Here is a 15,870-nt window from a genome sequence, read left to right as displayed (position 1 = left end):
CGAAACTTGAATGAATCAACGCAACTTCAACGTCGACAGACCGAACAGGCACAACATCAACGTGATGATCCAGAAGCGCACCACGACTTGCGTCTCGGTCCAGCCGGACAGCTCGTAATGGTGATGCAGCGGCGCCATCTTGAAGAAACGGCGGCCTTCGCCATAACGGCGCTTCGTGAACTTGAACCAGAAGACCTGCAGCATCACGGAAAGCGTTTCCGCGACGAACACGCCGCCCATGATGAACAGCACGACTTCCTGACGAACGATCACCGCGATCGTGCCGAGCGCGCCGCCGAGCGCGAGCGCGCCGACATCGCCCATGAAGACCTGCGCGGGGTGCGTGTTGTACCAGAGAAACGCGAGACCGGCGCCGCCCATTGCGGAACAGAAGATCAAAAGCTCGCCCGCTCCGGGAATGTGCGGGAACAGCAGGTACTTCGAATAGACCGACGAGCCCATCACATACGCGAACGCGCCGAGCGACGCGCCGACCAGCACGACCGGCATGATGACGAGGCCGTCGAGGCCGTCGGTGAGATTCACGGCGTTGCTCGACCCGACGATGACGAAGTAGGTCATCGCGATGAAGCCCCACACGCCGAGCGGATACGTGATCGATTTGAGGAACGGCAGCATCAGGTCGGCGCGCGCGGGCAGGCCCATCGAGAGGCCGCTGCGCACCCACGCCATGAAGAGATCGAACACGCGCGCGTTGTTCGCTTCGGACACGGAAAACGCGAGATACACCGCCGCGAACAGGCCGATCACCGATTGCCAGAAATACTTCTCGCGCGACGACATGCCGCGCGGATCCTTGTGCACGACCTTCCGATAGTCGTCCACCCAGCCGATCACGCCATAGCCGAACGTGACGAGCATCACGATCCACACAAAACGGTTCGTGAGATCGGCCCACAGCAACGTGGAAATGGCAATGCCGATGAGGATCAGCACGCCGCCCATCGTCGGCGTGCCGGACTTCACGAGATGCGTCTGCGGGCCGTCCTTGCGCACGGCCTGGCCGACCTTGAGCAAGGTCAGCTTGCGGATGACCCACGGGCCGCAGACGAGACCGATCAGAAGCGCCGTTGCCGTGGCGCCCACCGCGCGGAACGTGATGTAGGTGAACACGCGCATGAAGCTGGCGTCATTCTGAAGCCATTGCGCGAGTGCGAGTAGCATGCTGGTCCTTCTCTTCAGTGAATCAATGTGCAGCGGGCGCATGGCCCGCTGCGGGTTGTTGTGGACTCGTCAAGGCATCCACCACGCGCTCCATCTTCATGAAGCGCGAGCCTTTCGCGAGATACGTGGCCTTGTTGCCGTAGCCTGCCTGTTCGAGCGCGGTGAGCAGTTCGCGGACATCGGCGAAATGCTGCGCGGTTTGCTTCGATGCGGCCGCGTTGAATGCGTTCACCGAATCGACGCTCGCGGCGCCGAGCGCGAAGAGCGCATCGATGCCGCGCTCCGCCGCATACGCGCCGACTTCGCGATGAAACGCCGGACCTTCCTCGCCGACTTCGCCCATGTCGCCCATCACGAGCACGCGGGGCGTTGCCTGCGATGCGAGCACGTCGATCGCGGCGCGCATCGAATCAGGATTCGAGTTGTACGTGTCGTCGATGACGGTCGCGCCGGCGAGCGCGCCGAGCATCGCGCGCTTCACCTGCAAGCGGCCTTTAACCGGCTCGAACGCTTCGAGACCGCGCTTGATGACATCGAGCGAAACGCCTGTGGCAAGCGCTGCCGCGGTTGCCGCCATTGCGTTGCGCGCGTTGTGTTCGCCGAGCACGTTCAGCGCGATGTCGACCGCGCCCTGCGGCGTTTGCATGTGGACCGTCGTGCCTTCGAGCGTACCGGTGACGGCGGCCTGCGATGCATCGGCGGTCAGCGCGAAACCGATGATCGCGTTGCCGGTCGCGGCCGTGCGCCAGAAGACGGCGTACTGGTCGTCGGCGGGAAACACGGCCGTGCCCGTATCGCCCAGCGCATGAATGACCGATGCGTGCTCGAGCGCGACCGCTTCGACCGTCGCCATGAATTCCTGATGCTCGCGCTGCGCGTTGTTGACGACGGCGACATCCGGCGCGGCGATCTTGCCGAGCACTTCGGTTTCGCCCGGATGATTCATGCCCAGCTCGACGACCGCGAGCTTGTGCGACGCCTTCAGGCGAAACAGCGTGAGCGGCAAGCCGATGTCGTTATTGAAGTTGCCCGCGGTCGCGAGGCGCGCTTCCTCGCCGACCGCAGCCGCGAAGATCGACGCGATCATCTCCTTGACCGTCGTCTTGCCGTTGCTGCCCGTGACCGCGACGAGCGGCATCGTGAAGCGCTTGCGCCAGCCGTGCGCCAACGCACCGAGCGCCGCGCGCGTGTCCTTTACCTTGATGACCGGAAGTGGCCAGGCACCGGAGTTGCTCGGGTCGCGTGACACGAGCGCAGCAGCCGCGCCGCTCTTCGCCACCTGATCGAGGAAATCATGCGCATCGAAGCGATCGCCCTTCACCGCGACGAACAGATCGCCGGCCTGCACGCCGCGACTGTCCGTGACGACGCGCGCGATGGCGATACCCGCATCGCCCTTAAGGACGGCGCCGGGAATCATCGCGGCGGCTTCGCGCAAAGTGAACATCGTCATTCGCCGCCTCCGCGTTGTTGTGTGGCGCGTGCGGCCAGCGCGAGACGCGCGTGATCCTGATCCGAGAACGCGCGCTTCTTGCCCATGATTTCCTGCGTGGCTTCGTGCCCTTTTCCGGCGAGCACGACGACGTCCTCGCGCGCCGCACTTCGTATTGCTTGCAGAATCGCGCTCGCGCGGTCTTCGACGCGGCGCGCCTTCGCGGCTTCGCTCATGCCGGCGGCGATTTGATCGATGATCGCGACGGGATCTTCGCTGCGCGGGTTGTCGCTCGTGATGACGACCTGATCCGCGAGGCGTTCGGCGATCTCGCCCATCAGCGGACGCTTGGTGGCGTCGCGGTCGCCGCCGCAGCCGAACATGCAGACGAGCTCGCCGCCGCGCGCCTCGGCGATCGGGCGCAGCGCGGTGAGGGTCTTGTCGAGCGCGTCGGGCGTGTGCGCGTAGTCGATCACGACGAGCGGCTCGTCGCTCTGAATGCGTCCGCCGAGACGCTCCATGCGGCCGTTGACCGATTCGAGCTTTTCGATGCGCGCGATGGCGGCATCGAACGGCACGCCCACTTCGAGCAGCACGCCGAGCACGGAAAGCAGATTGCTCACGTTGAACGTGCCGAGCGTGCCGACTTCGACATCGGCTTCGCCCCAGTCCGACGACAGATGAAACGCAGTGCCGGTCGCAGTCGCGCGGACTTGCGTTGCGAGCAGGAACGCGTCGGCGCTCGGCGCGGCATCGGTGGGCATCTCGACGCCGTAGGCAATCGTCCGCACCTTGCCGCGCAGCGATTCGATCAGACGCTGACCGGCCGCATCGTCGCGATTGACGATTGCCGTCTTCAGCGACGGCCACGCGAAAAGACGCGCCTTTGCCGCTTCGTACGCCTCGAACGTGCCGTGGTAGTCGAGATGATCCTGCGTGAGATTCGTGAAGATAGCGATATCGAAATCGACGCCGTTCACGCGCCCCTGATGCAGCGCATGCGACGACACTTCCATCGCGACGCCTTCCGCGCCCTGAGCTTTCAATTGCGCAAGATTGCGCTGAAGCTGCGGCGCGTCGGGCGTGGTGAAGCCGCTATGCACCAGTTTGCCCGGCATGCCGATGCCGAGCGTGCCGACGATCGCGCACGGACGGCCGAGCGCGGAGAGCGCAGTCGCGATCCATTGGCTGCACGAAGTCTTGCCGTTCGTGCCCGTCACGCCGACGGTAAGCATCGACGCGGTCGGCTCGCCGTACCACGCGGATGCGATCGGGCCCGCGAGTTCGTTCAGCGCCTTCACGGCGAGCGTCTTCGACGCGTCCGGCTTGCCCGCGAAATTCTCCGGCTGATAGAGCGCCGCAGCCGCGCCTGCGGCGAGCGCGGCGTCGAGATACGGACGGTTGTCCGCGCCGTCGACCGCATAGGCTAGAAACACGTCGCCGCTTTTGAGCGAGCGCGTGTCGGCGTGCAATTGCGCCTCGGGCTGCGCGTGGGCGCGCAGCCATTGAACGGCTTGTGATACGTCCTTTTGCATCTTGCTCTGTCGGGTTTGCGCGCTCATCGCACGACTCCCGGGTGCGTCTTCGTATTGCTCGACACCGCGAATTTCTTCGCGGTATTCGCGTTGTTCGTATTCGCCGGCTGCTTGGCGGCCGCTTGCGTGGCGGAGTTCGGATCGTCCGTCACGACCATTTGCTTCACTGGCATATCGGGCGGCACGTTCAGCGCGCGCAAGGTATCGCCGACGATGCCCGAGAACACCGGACCCGACACCTGACCGCCGAAGTGGCTGCCGACCGTCGGTTCATCCACCGATACGGCCACGACGATGCGCGGATTCGGCATCGGCGCCATGCCGACGAACGATGCCCGGTACTTCGAATGGTCGTAGCCGTGGCCCGCATGCTTGTACGCCGTGCCCGATTTGCCGCCGACGCGATAGCCGGCCACCGCCGCATCCGGCGACGTGCCGCCCTTCGACACGACGGTTTCGAGCATCGCACGCACTTCGCGCGCGGTAGTCGGCGAAAACACTTGCTGACCGAGCGGCGGCTGATCGCCCGCCGTGCGGAAAATCGAGACCGGCAGGATCTTGCCGTCGTTCGCGATGGCCGTGTATGCGCGCCCGAGCTGGAACAGCGACACCGACAGGCCGTAGCCGTACGACATCGTCGCCTGCTCGATGCGTCGCCAGCTCTTCCACGGGCGCAGACGCCCGGTCACGGCGCCCGGAAAACCGACTTTCGGCGCCTGACCGAGCCCGATGCTCGTGTACATGTTCCACATTTCCTCGGGACGCAATTGCATCGCAATTTTGGTCGCGCCGATATTGCTCGACTTCTGAATCACGCCGCCGACGGTGAGCGTGCCGAAGCCAGAATCGTCCGTAATGCGGGCGCCGTCGAGCACGAACACGCCGCCGCCCGTTTCGACGAGCGTATTCGGCGTCACCCGATGCAGATCGAGCGCGAGCGAAACGGTGAACGGCTTCATGATCGAGCCCGGCTCGAAGGTGTCCGTGAGAATGCGGTTGCGCAACTGCTCGCCGGTCATCCGCGAACGATCGTTCGGGTTGTACGTGGGATAGTTGACGAGCGCGAGCACTTCGCCCGTCTTCACGTCGATGACCATTGCCGCGCCGGCCTTCGCCTTCGTCTTCTCGACGGCGGCCTTCAGGTTCGTGTACGCGATGTACTGAATCTTGCTGTCGATCGAAAGTTCGACGTCCGCGCCGTTGTGCGGCACGACTTGCTCGTCGACGTCCTCGACGATATGGCCCATGCGGTCCTTGATGACGCGGCGCATGCCCGGCGTGCCGGCGAGGACGTTCTGGTCGCCGAGTTCGACGCCTTCCTGTCCCTTGTCTTCAATGTTAGTAAAGCCGATCAGGTGCGCGGTGATTTCGCCTTCCGGATAGAAGCGCTTGTATTCGCCACGCGAATAGATGCCGGGAATGTCGAGCGCGGCGACCTTCTGCGCGACTTCGAGCGGCACCTGGCGCTTCACATAGACGAAGGTCTTGTCCATCGAGAGCTTCGCGCGAAGCTCTTTTTCCGGCATTTCGAGAAGTTTGGACAATTGCGCGAATTTGTCCGCGCCGAGATCGTTCGGCACGGCTTCGGGAATCGCCCAGATGGCCTTCACCGGCAAACTCGTTGCGAGCACGAGGCCGTTACGGTCGCGAATCTGCCCGCGCGTCGCAGGCATTTCGAGCGTGCGCTGATAGCGGCTTTCGCCCTGTTTCTTGAAGAACGCGTTGCCCGGGCCCTGAATCCAGAACGCGCGCCCGGCCAGCGCGACGAACGCCATGAATAGCAGGAACACGACGAGCTTCGAGCGCCACATGGGCAGGCGCACGGCGAGAAGCGGATTCGGCGTGTGAGCGATGTCTTTCTGCTTCGCGGACTTTTTCATCGCTTGGCTCCGCGTGCAGGCGGCGCCGACGCCGGCAGCGGCGGCGGCATGGGTGCGTCGGCGGCCTTGTTGGCGGCCGTGTCGTAGGTGAGATATTGCGTTCGGCCGGTCGTCACGGGCTGCATTTTCAGTGAGTTGGTGGCCAACTGCTCGATGCGCGATGTCTTCGACAACGCGCTCTGCTGGTACTGCAACTGCGCGTAATCCTGTTGCAGTTGACGCTCTTGCGATTGCGCCCTTTGCAAGTCGATGAAAATCTCCCGCTGCTGATTGGTGGAGCTGACGACCGACAGCGCGCACCCGAGCACGATGATGAGCAGGAAGATATTGAGGCGATTCATGGCGCGATCCGCTCGGCGATACGCATCACCGCGGAACGGGCGCGCGGGTTATCGGCGACTTCGGCATCACTCGGAAACACGCGGCCGACCACGCGCAGCGGCGGGCTGGGAAGATCGACCGCGCGGATCGGCAAACGACGGTCCACCGCCGGCGCGCTCGCGTGCGCCTGCATGAACCGCTTGACGATCCGGTCTTCGAGTGAATGAAAGCTGATCACGACCAGCCGCCCCCCTTGCTCCAACAATGCCAATGCCGATTCGAGTACTACCTGCAGCTCCGCAAGCTCTTGATTGACGTGAATCCGTATAGCCTGAAAGGTGCGAGTTGCCGGGTCCTTGCCCTTTTCACGGGTTTTGACGACGTGACCCACGATTTCGGCAAGCTCGCGCGTGCTGTCGAGAGGCCCAAGACGGTCGGACTCTGCCCGGCGAGCAACAAGCGCCTTTGCAATCTGAAAAGCAAACCGTTCTTCCCCATAATCTCTGATGACCTCCGTGATTTCCTGCACCGTGGCACGCGCGAGCCACTCTGCCGCCGACTCGCCCCGAGTCGGGTCCATCCTCATGTCGAGCGGACCTTCTGCGCGGAAGCTGAAGCCGCGCTCCGGGTCGTCCACCTGCGGCGACGACACGCCAAGGTCCAGCAACACGCCCGACACCCGCCCTACTCCGCGCTCGCTCGCCGCGTCGCGCAACGCCGCGAAGCTGTCGTGCACGATCGAAAAGCGCGAATCCTGAATCTGTTGCGCCGTGGCGATCGCGAGAGGATCCTTGTCGAAGGCGATCAGCCGCCCCGCGTCACCCAGTCGCTGCAAAATCGCCCGGCTATGACCGCCGCGCCCGAAAGTGCCATCTATATAGATGCCGTCCGCGCGCGTGAGCAGCCCGTCTACCGCTTCCTTCAGCAGCACCGTGCGATGCTGCAGTTCATTTCCCATCGCAGGAGCCATGTTGTTCAGCGCCGCGTCAGAAAGTGAAGTTTTTCAGCGCGTCGGGCATGCCCTGCGCCATGGCCGCGGCTTCCTTCGCCGCGTAAGTCTGCGAGTCCCACAACTCGAAGTGCGCGCCCATGCCGAGCAGCGTCACTTCTTTTTCCAGCGACGCGGCAGCGCGCAGCTCGGGCGAGACCAGCACGCGCCCGTTGCCGTCGAGTTCGACATCCATTGCATTACCGAGAAAGATGCGCCGCCACCACATGGCTTCCATCGGAAGCGCGGCGACCTTGGCGCGGAAGACTTCCCACTCCGGGCGGGGAAAGAGCAACAGGCATCCATCCGGGCTCTTCGTGAGCGTCACCCGGCCTTCTGCCTGCCCTTGCAGCGCTTCCCGATAGCGCGACGGAACCGACATCCGCCCTTTCGCATCGAGCGTCAGCGCCGACGCCCCTTGGAACACTCGCCCTTCTCCCCGTTTTCGGACGCCCACCACGACGCCCGTCCCTCTCCAGTTTTGCTCGAAAATGGGTTGTGAATCACACAAAAGACCACTTTCTCACACTGTCTCCCACTTTAGAGGAACGCATTTCCTCGGTCAAGACGCGTACCTTTTTTTCGAGTGCTTTTTATTTGCTAGAACAAGGACTTAGCGCAGGAGCTTGAAGTAACGGCAAAAGAGAAAACCGTTATGAATTAGAGAGCTAGTGCGGGATGTGAAGGTAGTACGTGAAAAGAGCAGGCGAAATGAGGGAAATGTAACGGTTCTTACAGCCGTTTTTTGATTCGATGATGAGTTTCGGCGGCGAATGCCTCGCTCGACCCGGCAAGCGAGCGAACGAGGCTTTGTCACACTATATGTAATAGGCCGTGCGCGTCATGACTTTGGAAGCTGCGCGCATCAACGCGCGCACCGGAAACGGAACCTCGCTCCCACCAGCGCCGATGGCTGCTGCGGCGTGCGCGCTTTCATCGAGACGCATTTGCTCGACGATCGCGCGGGATGCGTGATCGTTGACGGGCAAGGTCTTCATGTGGCCATCGAGATGCTGCTCGACCTGACGCTCGGTTTCGGCCATGAAGCCGAGACTCGCGCGATCGCCGAAGCGCCCCGCGACGAAACCGATCGCCAGCGCACCCGCGTACCACAACGGGTTCAGCAGGCTCGGCCGCGATTCCAGATCTTTGAGCCGCGTCGAAGTCCACGCGAGATGGTCTTCCTCTTCACGCGCCGCTCGCTCGAAACTGGCCTTGAGCTCGGGCGAGCTTGTGGCGAGCTTCTGCGCCTGATAAAGCGCTTGCGCGCAGACTTCGCCAACGTGATTCACGCGCATCAGTCCGGCCGAATGGGCGCGTTCTTCTTCGGTGAGTTGCGATTGTTCCGAGAGGACATCGCCGGTCGCGTCCAGAGGCGACATCGTCGATTCAGGAATCGGACGCGACATGCGGCTCACGCCCGTCATGGACCGCAAGCCTCGATCGAATTCGCTGATGACTTCATCGAGCGTCATGGTGTCACCTCTCTCTTCATGGTCCGCAGACGGAGCGGACGCTCGCGGAAAACGCGAATTTTAGCGCACATCGACTGGCGCCGAAGGGGCGCGGGCTTGCCGGATACCGCGTTCAGCGGCCACGGAGCATGTGCGATTTCTCCGGATTACAGGCTCGAAGTCTGATCGCGAATATGGCGCCAACCTGACACCGTCGACCGCCCGATCGCCCCTTATGAAGCACCTGTTTTGGTAATTAGGGCAAACACGGGTCGCAAATATCCTGCAAAACCAACATTTTAGCGCCTGTTGCGTAAACGTCACATGAGTCCGGCGGACCAGCCCCTTTTCCTTTGTCCGTTAAAGCCTCTTTGTTACATTACGTGTCACCTTCGTTAAGAAGCAGGCAGGGACCGTCAACACACTGGCGCTAAGAACAGTGACCTTGCCAAAAGTCGCAAACACTCCTTGGAGATTCAATCAATGAAAAAGTCGCTTCTCGCTCTCGCCGCACTGGGCGCATTCGCAGGCGCCGCACATGCGCAGAGCAGTGTGACGCTGTACGGCATCATCGACGCTGGCTTCGCGTACAACAACAACAGCAACGGCCAAAAGCTGTACTCCATGAACAGCGGCAACCTGCAAGGTAGCCGTTGGGGCCTGCGCGGCACGGAAGACCTCGGTGGCGGTCTGAAGGCCATCTTCGTGTTGGAAGGCGGCTTCAACGTGTTCAACGGCCAGCTGGGCCAAGGCGGCGACCTGTTCGGCCGCCAGGCTTATGTCGGTCTGGGCTCGACGCAATTCGGTACGGTCACGCTGGGTCGCCAGTACGACTCCGTGGTTGACTACACCGGGGCATTCGAAGTCGGTAGCCAGTGGGCGTCGTACTTCGGCGCGCACCCGGGCGACCTGGACAACATGAACAACTCGAATCGCGTGAACAACGCGATCAAGTACACGAGCGCGAACTACGCCGGCTTCACGTTCGGCGGCCTGTACAGCCTCGGCGGCCAAGCTGGCCAGTTCAACCGCAACCAGATCTGGTCGGTTGGTCTCGGCTACTCGCAGGGTCCGCTGCAATTGGGCGCGGGCTACTTGAACGTCAAGGACCCGAACTACTCGTTCTTCGGCAACAACGCCACGAGCCGCAACGCTGCCACGACGCCTACGGCTTCGAACATGTCGAGCCGCGTGTACTCGGGCTTCGCATCCGCCAAGACGCAGCAAGTCATCTCGGCTGGCGGTGCTTACACGTTCGGCGCAGCGACCATCGGCGCGACGTATAGCAACACGCAGTTCAAGGACGTCAACAACGAAGCAGGCGCTGGCCTGAACCCGGCTGGCTACACGGGCGGCTCGGGCAAGTTCCATAACGCCGAAATCAACTTCAAGTATCAGCTGACCCCGGCCCTGCTGCTGGGCGTGGCATATGACTACACGAAGGGTTACGGCCTGGCCGATGCCAAGTACCACCAAGGCATGCTCGGCGCGGACTACTTCCTGTCGAAGCGCACGGACGTGTACATCGACGGTATCTACCAGCACGCAAGCGGCACGGATTCGTTGAACCGCCCTGCGGTTGCGAACATCAACGGCCTGTCGGCGTCGTCGACGTCGAACCAGGTTGCCGCTGTTGTCGGTATCCGCCACAAGTTCTAATAAGGTCGTAACAAAGCAGTACGCACTGAAAGGCGCCTTCGGGCGCCTTTTTTTCGTTCCGCTGCGGGCAACAAAAAAGCCTTCGCATCTCGCGACACGAAGGCTTTTCGCTTTGGACGATGCAGCCGCTACGCGCGGCCGTCGCGCAATTCCCGCCGCAAGATCTTGCCGACATTGCTCTTCGGCAACTCGTTGCGGAACTCGATCATGCGCGGACGCTTGTAGCCGGTCAGCCGTTCCCTGCAGTACGCGATGACATCCGCTTCCGTCAGGCTCGCATCCTTGCGCACGATGAAGAGCTTCACCGCTTCGCCCGACGCCTGATCCTTCACGCCCACCGCGGCAACTTCGAACACGCCGGGCAGCATCGCGACAACATCTTCAATCTCGTTCGGATACACGTTGAAGCCGGAGACGAGAATCATGTCCTTCTTGCGATCGACGATCTTCACGTAGCCGCGCTCATCGAGCACGCCGACGTCGCCTGAGCGGAAGAAGCCGTCGGGGGTCATCACCTTCGCGGTTTCGTCGGGACGATTCCAGTAGCCCGCCATCACCTGCGGGCCGCGAATGCAGATCTCGCCGGGCTGGCCGAGCGGCACTTCGTTGTTGTCGTCGTCGCGGATGGAGATTTCCGTGGACGGAAGCGGCAAGCCGATCGTGCCCGTGTATTCGGTCGCCGTCACCGGATTGCAGGTCACGCACGGCGAGGTTTCGGACAAGCCGTAACCCTCGACGATCGGCACGCCGGTCGCCGCGAACCAGCGCTTCGCGACGGCTTCCTGCACGGCCATCCCGCCGCCGTTCGCAGCGATGAGCTTCGAGAAATCGAGCTTGTTGAAGTCTGGATGATTCAACAACGCGTTGTAGAGCGTGTTGACGGCCGGGAATGTGTTGATGGGAACGCCCTTCAGTTCCTTGATGGTTCCGGCGATATCTCGCGGGTTCGGTATCAGCACGCCAAGGCCGCCGGTACGGATCGTGAGCATGCCGCAGACCGTCAGCGCGAAGATGTGATAAAGCGGCAGCGCGACCACGCAAACGAACTGATCGATGTCGCGACGGCGCTTGCGGGCCGGGTCGAGCCACACTTCTGACTGCAGCGTGTTCGCGATCAGATTGCGATGCGTCAGCGTCGCGCCTTTCGCGACGCCCGTCGTGCCGCCGGTGTACTGCAGGAACGCGACGTCATCGGGACTTTGGGTGACCGGCTGGAGCGTGCCGCGGCCGCCTTCGCTCAGCGCTTCGTTGAATCGGACGCTGCCAGGCAGTTTCCACTCTGGCACCATCTTCTTCACGCTGCGCACGACGAAGTTGACGAGCACCCCTTTCAAACCCATGAGATCGCCCATCGCCGCGACGACGATATGTTTGATCGCCGTGTTCTTGACGACCGCCTGCAACGTGCCGGCGAAATTCTCCAAAATGACGATTGCTTCCGCGCCGCTGTCCTTGAGCTGATGCTCGAGTTCGCGCGGCGTGTAAAGCGGATTCACGTTGACGACGATGTAACCCGCGCGCAATACCGCCGCGATCGCGATCGGATACTGCAGCACGTTCGGCATCATCAGCGCGACGCGCGCGCCCGGCTTCATTCCTCGCTTCTGGAACCACGCGGCCAGCTTTCTCGACATCGCGTCGAGTTCGGCGTACGTGATCGCCTGGCCCATGCAGACGAACGCGCGGCGATCGCGATTCGCGCGAAAGCTGTCCTCGAGCAGCTCCGAAACGGACCGATAAGCGGATGGATCGATCTCCGCAGGCACGCCGGCCGGGTAAGACTTCAGCCAGGGTTTCTCCATACGGCGTCTCCTTTATATGATTTTAGAATGATCGTGCGGAAACGAGATCCTAGCTTTTCGGCCGGTCTCCGACAATCGGGTTAGACGCCTTCCACCAAACCCGTCCGAGTCCGCCGCTCCGAAGCTTGTCAATGCATTGGCTCCACTTCCACCAGGCAGTCGTAAAACGTCGCCGAGCCCCCGAGGTCGGTCAGCGCCTGACTCGTCACCTGATTGGCGTTGCGGCCATCGGGAGACAACTTCTTCCACCAGATCGACAAGCCGACGACGACGCCTTCGCGCGCGCGTTCCGTCACGCGCGCGCGGGCATGCATCGAACCGCGATCGTTGAAGATGCGCACGACTGCGCCATCGGCGATGGCGCGCGCTTGCGCGTCGGCGGGGTGAATATCGAGATGCGGTTCGCGCTCCGCCGCCCGCAGACTTTCGATGTTCACGAAACTGCTGTTCAGGAAGTTGCGCGCGGGCGGCGAAATCATCGCGAGCGGATAGCGGGCCGCCAGATCCGGCGATCCGTCCGCAGATTCGTACGGCGGCAGGTAATCGGGCAACGGATCGAGACCTTCGCGTTTCAGGCGCTCGCTGTAGAACTCGCATTTTCCCGACGGGGTGCGGAACCCGCCTTCGGCCAGCGGCGCTTCCGCGATTCCGAGCTTCAGCCAGCCGGACGCCTTCAACGTGTCCCAGCTCTGACCTTCGAGCGTCGGGTCGTTCCAGCGGAATGCCTTCGATGCGATCTGCTCGTCGGTCTCGAAAAGCGCCGGCTCGGTAAGGCCCAGGGCGCGTGCGAGTCCGCGGAATATTTCAGTGTTCGGGCGCGCTTCGCCGACGGGTGGAATCGCCGGCAGATTCGCCATTACGTGCGTGTGCCCGTAGGACTTGTGGACGTCGAGATGCTCGAGCTGCGTCGTCGCGGGAAAGACGAGGTCCGCGTAATCGGCGGTATCTGTCTGGAAGTGTTCGAGCACGATCGTGAACAGATCCTCGCGCGCGAAGCCCGCCTCGACTTTCGCCGAATCGGGCGCGACCGCAACGGGATTCGAGTTGTAGACGATCAGCGCTTCGATCTTCGGCCCGAATGCTTCGTCGCCCGGATGCAGCAACGCGTCGCCGATCGCGTTCATGTTGATCGCGCGCGGAAGCTTCGAGGGCCAGCCCGGCAGCAAATCGGGACGCTCGAGCGCGCTGCCGTCGATCGGCGCCCAGCCGGACGACGAAAGCAGCAGGCCTCCGGCGCGCTCGCGCCACGCGCCAGTCAACGACGGCAAGCAAGCGATCGCCCGCACGGCATTGCCGCCACCGCGCACGCGCTGCATGCCGTAATTGAGGCGAATTGCGGCCTTCTTCGTCGATCCGAAAGCACGGGCGAGTTCGATAACGACCTTTTCGTCGATGCCGCAGATCTGCGCCACGCGCGAAGCCGGATACTGCGCCGCGCGCGCCGCAAGTTCATCGAAGCCGACGGTATGCGCGCTCACATACTCGTGATCGATGAAATTCTCGCGGATCAACACGTCGATCATGCCGAGCGCCAGCGCGGCGTCGGTGCCCGGGCGCAACGCGATGTGCTGATGGCACTTTTCCGCCGTGAGCGACTTGTACGGATCGATCGCGATCAGCTTCGCGCCACGACGCTTTGCCTCCTGCGCGCGCGTCCAGAAGTGCAGGCTCGACGCGATCGGATTCGCGCCCCAGATCAGAATCAGCTCGCTCTCTTCGTAATACTCCGAATGCATTCCGAGGCTCGCGCCGTACGTGTAGCGCAGGCCGGCGGCGCCAGCAGCCGCACAAATCGTGCGTTCGAGTCGCGATGCGCCAAGCACGTTGAAGAATCGGGCAGCGACGCTTTCGCCTTGCACCAGGCCCATCGTGCCCGCGTAACTGTACGGAACGATGGCTTCAGGCGTGCGCCGGGCGATAGGCTGCAGGCGTTCGGCGGCGAGTTGCAACGCTTCGTCCCAGCCGATCGGCTCAAATCTGCCCTCGCCCTTTTTGCCGATTCGACGCAACGGAGTCAGAAGACGATCCTTGTGATGCGTACGCTCGGCATAGCGCGTGACCTTTGTGCACAACACACCTTGCGTCGGTGGATGATCAGGTTCGCCGCTGACTTTGACCGCTTTTCCATCCTTGACCGTTACGCGCATCGCGCAAGTATCGGGGCAATCGTGCGGGCACACGGCTCGGGCAAACTCGGCTGGAGCGTTCATCGGAAAGTCCGTAAATCGAAGTAAAAGCGGCAGATGACGGAATTCTATTACGGCCGCTATGCGATCGACCGTCCGATGGCGCAAATAGCGGCGGCGTAGAATGGAACGACCAGGCGCGGTCAATACGCGCAATCCGAATTCAAACGTGAGAGCAGTTAAAATGAATCTGATCCCAGAAATCGAAGCATCGCACGACGAGATCAAGACGCTCCGACGAACGATCCATGCCCATCCCGAATTGCGCTATGAAGAGGTTGGCACCGCAAAACTGGTTGCCGAGAGCCTCGAAAGTTGGGGAATCCAAGTGCATCGGGGATTGGGCAAGACGGGCGTCGTCGGCGTGCTGAAGCGCGGCGCCGGCAGCGCCTCGATCGGGCTGCGCGCGGATATGGACGCGCTGCCCATTCAGGAATTGAATACATTCGGCCATCGATCGACGAACGACGGCCGTATGCATGCCTGCGGCCACGATGGTCATACGGCGATGCTGCTCGGCGCGGCGAAATATCTGGCCAGGCACGGCAAATTCGATGGGACGGTCGTCTTCATCTTCCAACCGGCTGAGGAAGGCGGCGCGGGCGCGAAGGCCATGATCGAAGATGGTCTTTTCAAGCGGTTTCCGGTCGATGCGGTGTTCGGCATTCACAACTGGCCTGGCATTCCGGCGGGGCATTTCGGTGTCGTCGAAGGGCCGATCATGGCTTCGAGCAACGAGTTTCGCATCGCCATTCGAGGAACCGGTTCGCACGCGGCCTTGCCACATAACGGGCGCGATCCCGTTTTTACGGCGGTTCAGATCGCGAACGGGCTTCAGAGCATCATCACGCGAAGCAAGAAGCCGATCGATACGGCCGTGCTTTCGATTACCCAGATTCACGCTGGCCAGGCTGCCAATGTGGTGCCCGATCAGGCTTGGCTCGGAGGAACTGTGCGTACTTTTACGGTGGAGACGCTCGATCTGATCGAGGCGCGCATGCGCAAAATCGCCGATGCAACCGCAGCGGCCTACGACTGCGAGGTGGAAATTCATTTCCACAGAAACTATCCGCCGACGATCAATTCGCCTGAAGAGGCAAGATTCGCGGCGGAAGTTATGGCAGAAGTGGTGGGCAAGGATAAGGTCGATAGCGCCGTCGAGCCGACGATGGGCGCCGAGGACTTTTCGTTCATGCTTCTCGAAAAGCCCGGATGTTATGCGTTTCTAGGTAACGGCGACGGCGGGCACCGGGAGCAAGGACACGGCGCGGGGCCGTGCATGTTGCACAACGCCAGCTACGACTTTAATGATGATTTGTTATCGATCGGATCGTCGTACTGGGTAAGACTGGCGGAGAAATTCCTCGCCCGTTGATGGTCGCCGTTACGCCTCTGCTGGCTTAATTGCGATTTAGATTTTCACGCCCC

The 15,870-nt window shown here is 62.2% G+C and carries 12 protein-coding genes; 2 read left to right on the top strand and 10 right to left on the bottom strand.

Annotated elements, in window-relative coordinates:
• Positions 1-15: 15 nt before the first annotated feature.
• The 8 genes from mraY to coq7 all read right to left on the bottom strand — a co-directional run bounded on the left by mraY (position 16) and on the right by coq7 (position 8,816).
• A complete protein-coding gene (gene mraY / locus BG60_RS10770; RefSeq protein ID WP_008342993.1) occupies positions 16-1,185 on the bottom strand; it encodes a phospho-N-acetylmuramoyl-pentapeptide-transferase in 1,170 nt (389 codons plus the stop codon).
• A 22-nt stretch (positions 1,186-1,207) separates the two neighbouring features.
• Positions 1,208-2,638, bottom strand: a complete 1,431-nt coding sequence (locus BG60_RS10765; protein ID WP_034471441.1) for a UDP-N-acetylmuramoyl-tripeptide--D-alanyl-D-alanine ligase — start codon at positions 2,636-2,638, stop codon at positions 1,208-1,210.
• Positions 2,635-4,179 (bottom strand): UDP-N-acetylmuramoyl-L-alanyl-D-glutamate--2,6-diaminopimelate ligase, encoded by a 1,545-nt coding sequence (locus BG60_RS10760; protein ID WP_034471439.1) that lies wholly within the window; start codon positions 4,177-4,179, stop codon positions 2,635-2,637. The genes BG60_RS10765 and BG60_RS10760 overlap by 4 nt, the downstream gene beginning before the upstream one ends.
• Positions 4,176-6,032, bottom strand: a complete 1,857-nt coding sequence (locus BG60_RS10755; protein WP_034471437.1) for a peptidoglycan D,D-transpeptidase FtsI family protein — start codon at positions 6,030-6,032, stop codon at positions 4,176-4,178. Before BG60_RS10755 ends, BG60_RS10760 begins: the two co-directional genes overlap by 4 nt.
• Positions 6,029-6,373: a cell division protein FtsL gene (gene ftsL, locus BG60_RS10750; RefSeq protein WP_008342999.1), complete on the bottom strand. Its 345-nt coding sequence runs from the start codon at positions 6,371-6,373 to the stop codon at positions 6,029-6,031. Before ftsL ends, BG60_RS10755 begins: the two co-directional genes overlap by 4 nt.
• Positions 6,370-7,311, bottom strand: a complete 942-nt coding sequence (rsmH, locus tag BG60_RS10745; protein ID WP_008343001.1) for a 16S rRNA (cytosine(1402)-N(4))-methyltransferase RsmH — start codon at positions 7,309-7,311, stop codon at positions 6,370-6,372. The genes ftsL and rsmH overlap by 4 nt, the downstream gene beginning before the upstream one ends.
• Positions 7,312-7,339: 28 nt before the next feature.
• The gene (gene mraZ / locus BG60_RS10740; protein ID WP_008343002.1) at positions 7,340-7,768 is read right to left on the bottom strand and encodes a division/cell wall cluster transcriptional repressor MraZ; all 429 of its coding nucleotides are present in this window, start codon (positions 7,766-7,768) and stop codon (positions 7,340-7,342) included.
• A gap of 391 nt (positions 7,769-8,159) precedes the next feature.
• On the bottom strand, positions 8,160-8,816 hold the full coding sequence (gene coq7, locus BG60_RS10735) for a 2-polyprenyl-3-methyl-6-methoxy-1,4-benzoquinone monooxygenase (protein ID WP_034471434.1): 657 nt from the start codon (positions 8,814-8,816) through the stop codon (positions 8,160-8,162).
• Positions 8,817-9,278: 462 nt separating this feature from the next.
• Here coq7 and BG60_RS10730 point away from each other — a divergent pair, with 462 nt between their 5' ends.
• Complete coding sequence (locus BG60_RS10730) at positions 9,279-10,454, top strand: porin (RefSeq protein WP_008343007.1); 1,176 nt, start codon at positions 9,279-9,281, stop codon at positions 10,452-10,454.
• Between the two features lie 128 nt (positions 10,455-10,582).
• On the opposite strand, the gene BG60_RS10725 is transcribed toward BG60_RS10730, so the two are convergent.
• Both BG60_RS10725 and BG60_RS10720 read right to left on the bottom strand, forming a co-directional pair.
• On the bottom strand, positions 10,583-12,256 hold the full coding sequence (locus tag BG60_RS10725; RefSeq protein ID WP_034471432.1) for a long-chain fatty acid--CoA ligase: 1,674 nt from the start codon (positions 12,254-12,256) through the stop codon (positions 10,583-10,585).
• 128 nt (positions 12,257-12,384) lie between these two features.
• On the bottom strand, positions 12,385-14,466 hold the full coding sequence (locus BG60_RS10720; protein ID WP_034471430.1) for a molybdopterin-containing oxidoreductase family protein: 2,082 nt from the start codon (positions 14,464-14,466) through the stop codon (positions 12,385-12,387).
• 160 nt (positions 14,467-14,626) lie between these two features.
• Here BG60_RS10720 and BG60_RS10715 point away from each other — a divergent pair, with 160 nt between their 5' ends.
• On the top strand, positions 14,627-15,817 hold the full coding sequence (locus tag BG60_RS10715) for a M20 aminoacylase family protein (RefSeq protein WP_008343012.1): 1,191 nt from the start codon (positions 14,627-14,629) through the stop codon (positions 15,815-15,817).
• Positions 15,818-15,870 lie beyond the last annotated feature (53 nt).

Origin of the sequence: Caballeronia zhejiangensis (genome assembly GCF_000698575.1) — a bacterium.
Taxonomy (GTDB): domain Bacteria; phylum Pseudomonadota; class Gammaproteobacteria; order Burkholderiales; family Burkholderiaceae; genus Caballeronia; species Caballeronia zhejiangensis.
The sequence above is the reverse complement of the archived record's forward strand: the minus strand, read 5'-3'. Positions and strand labels throughout refer to the sequence as shown.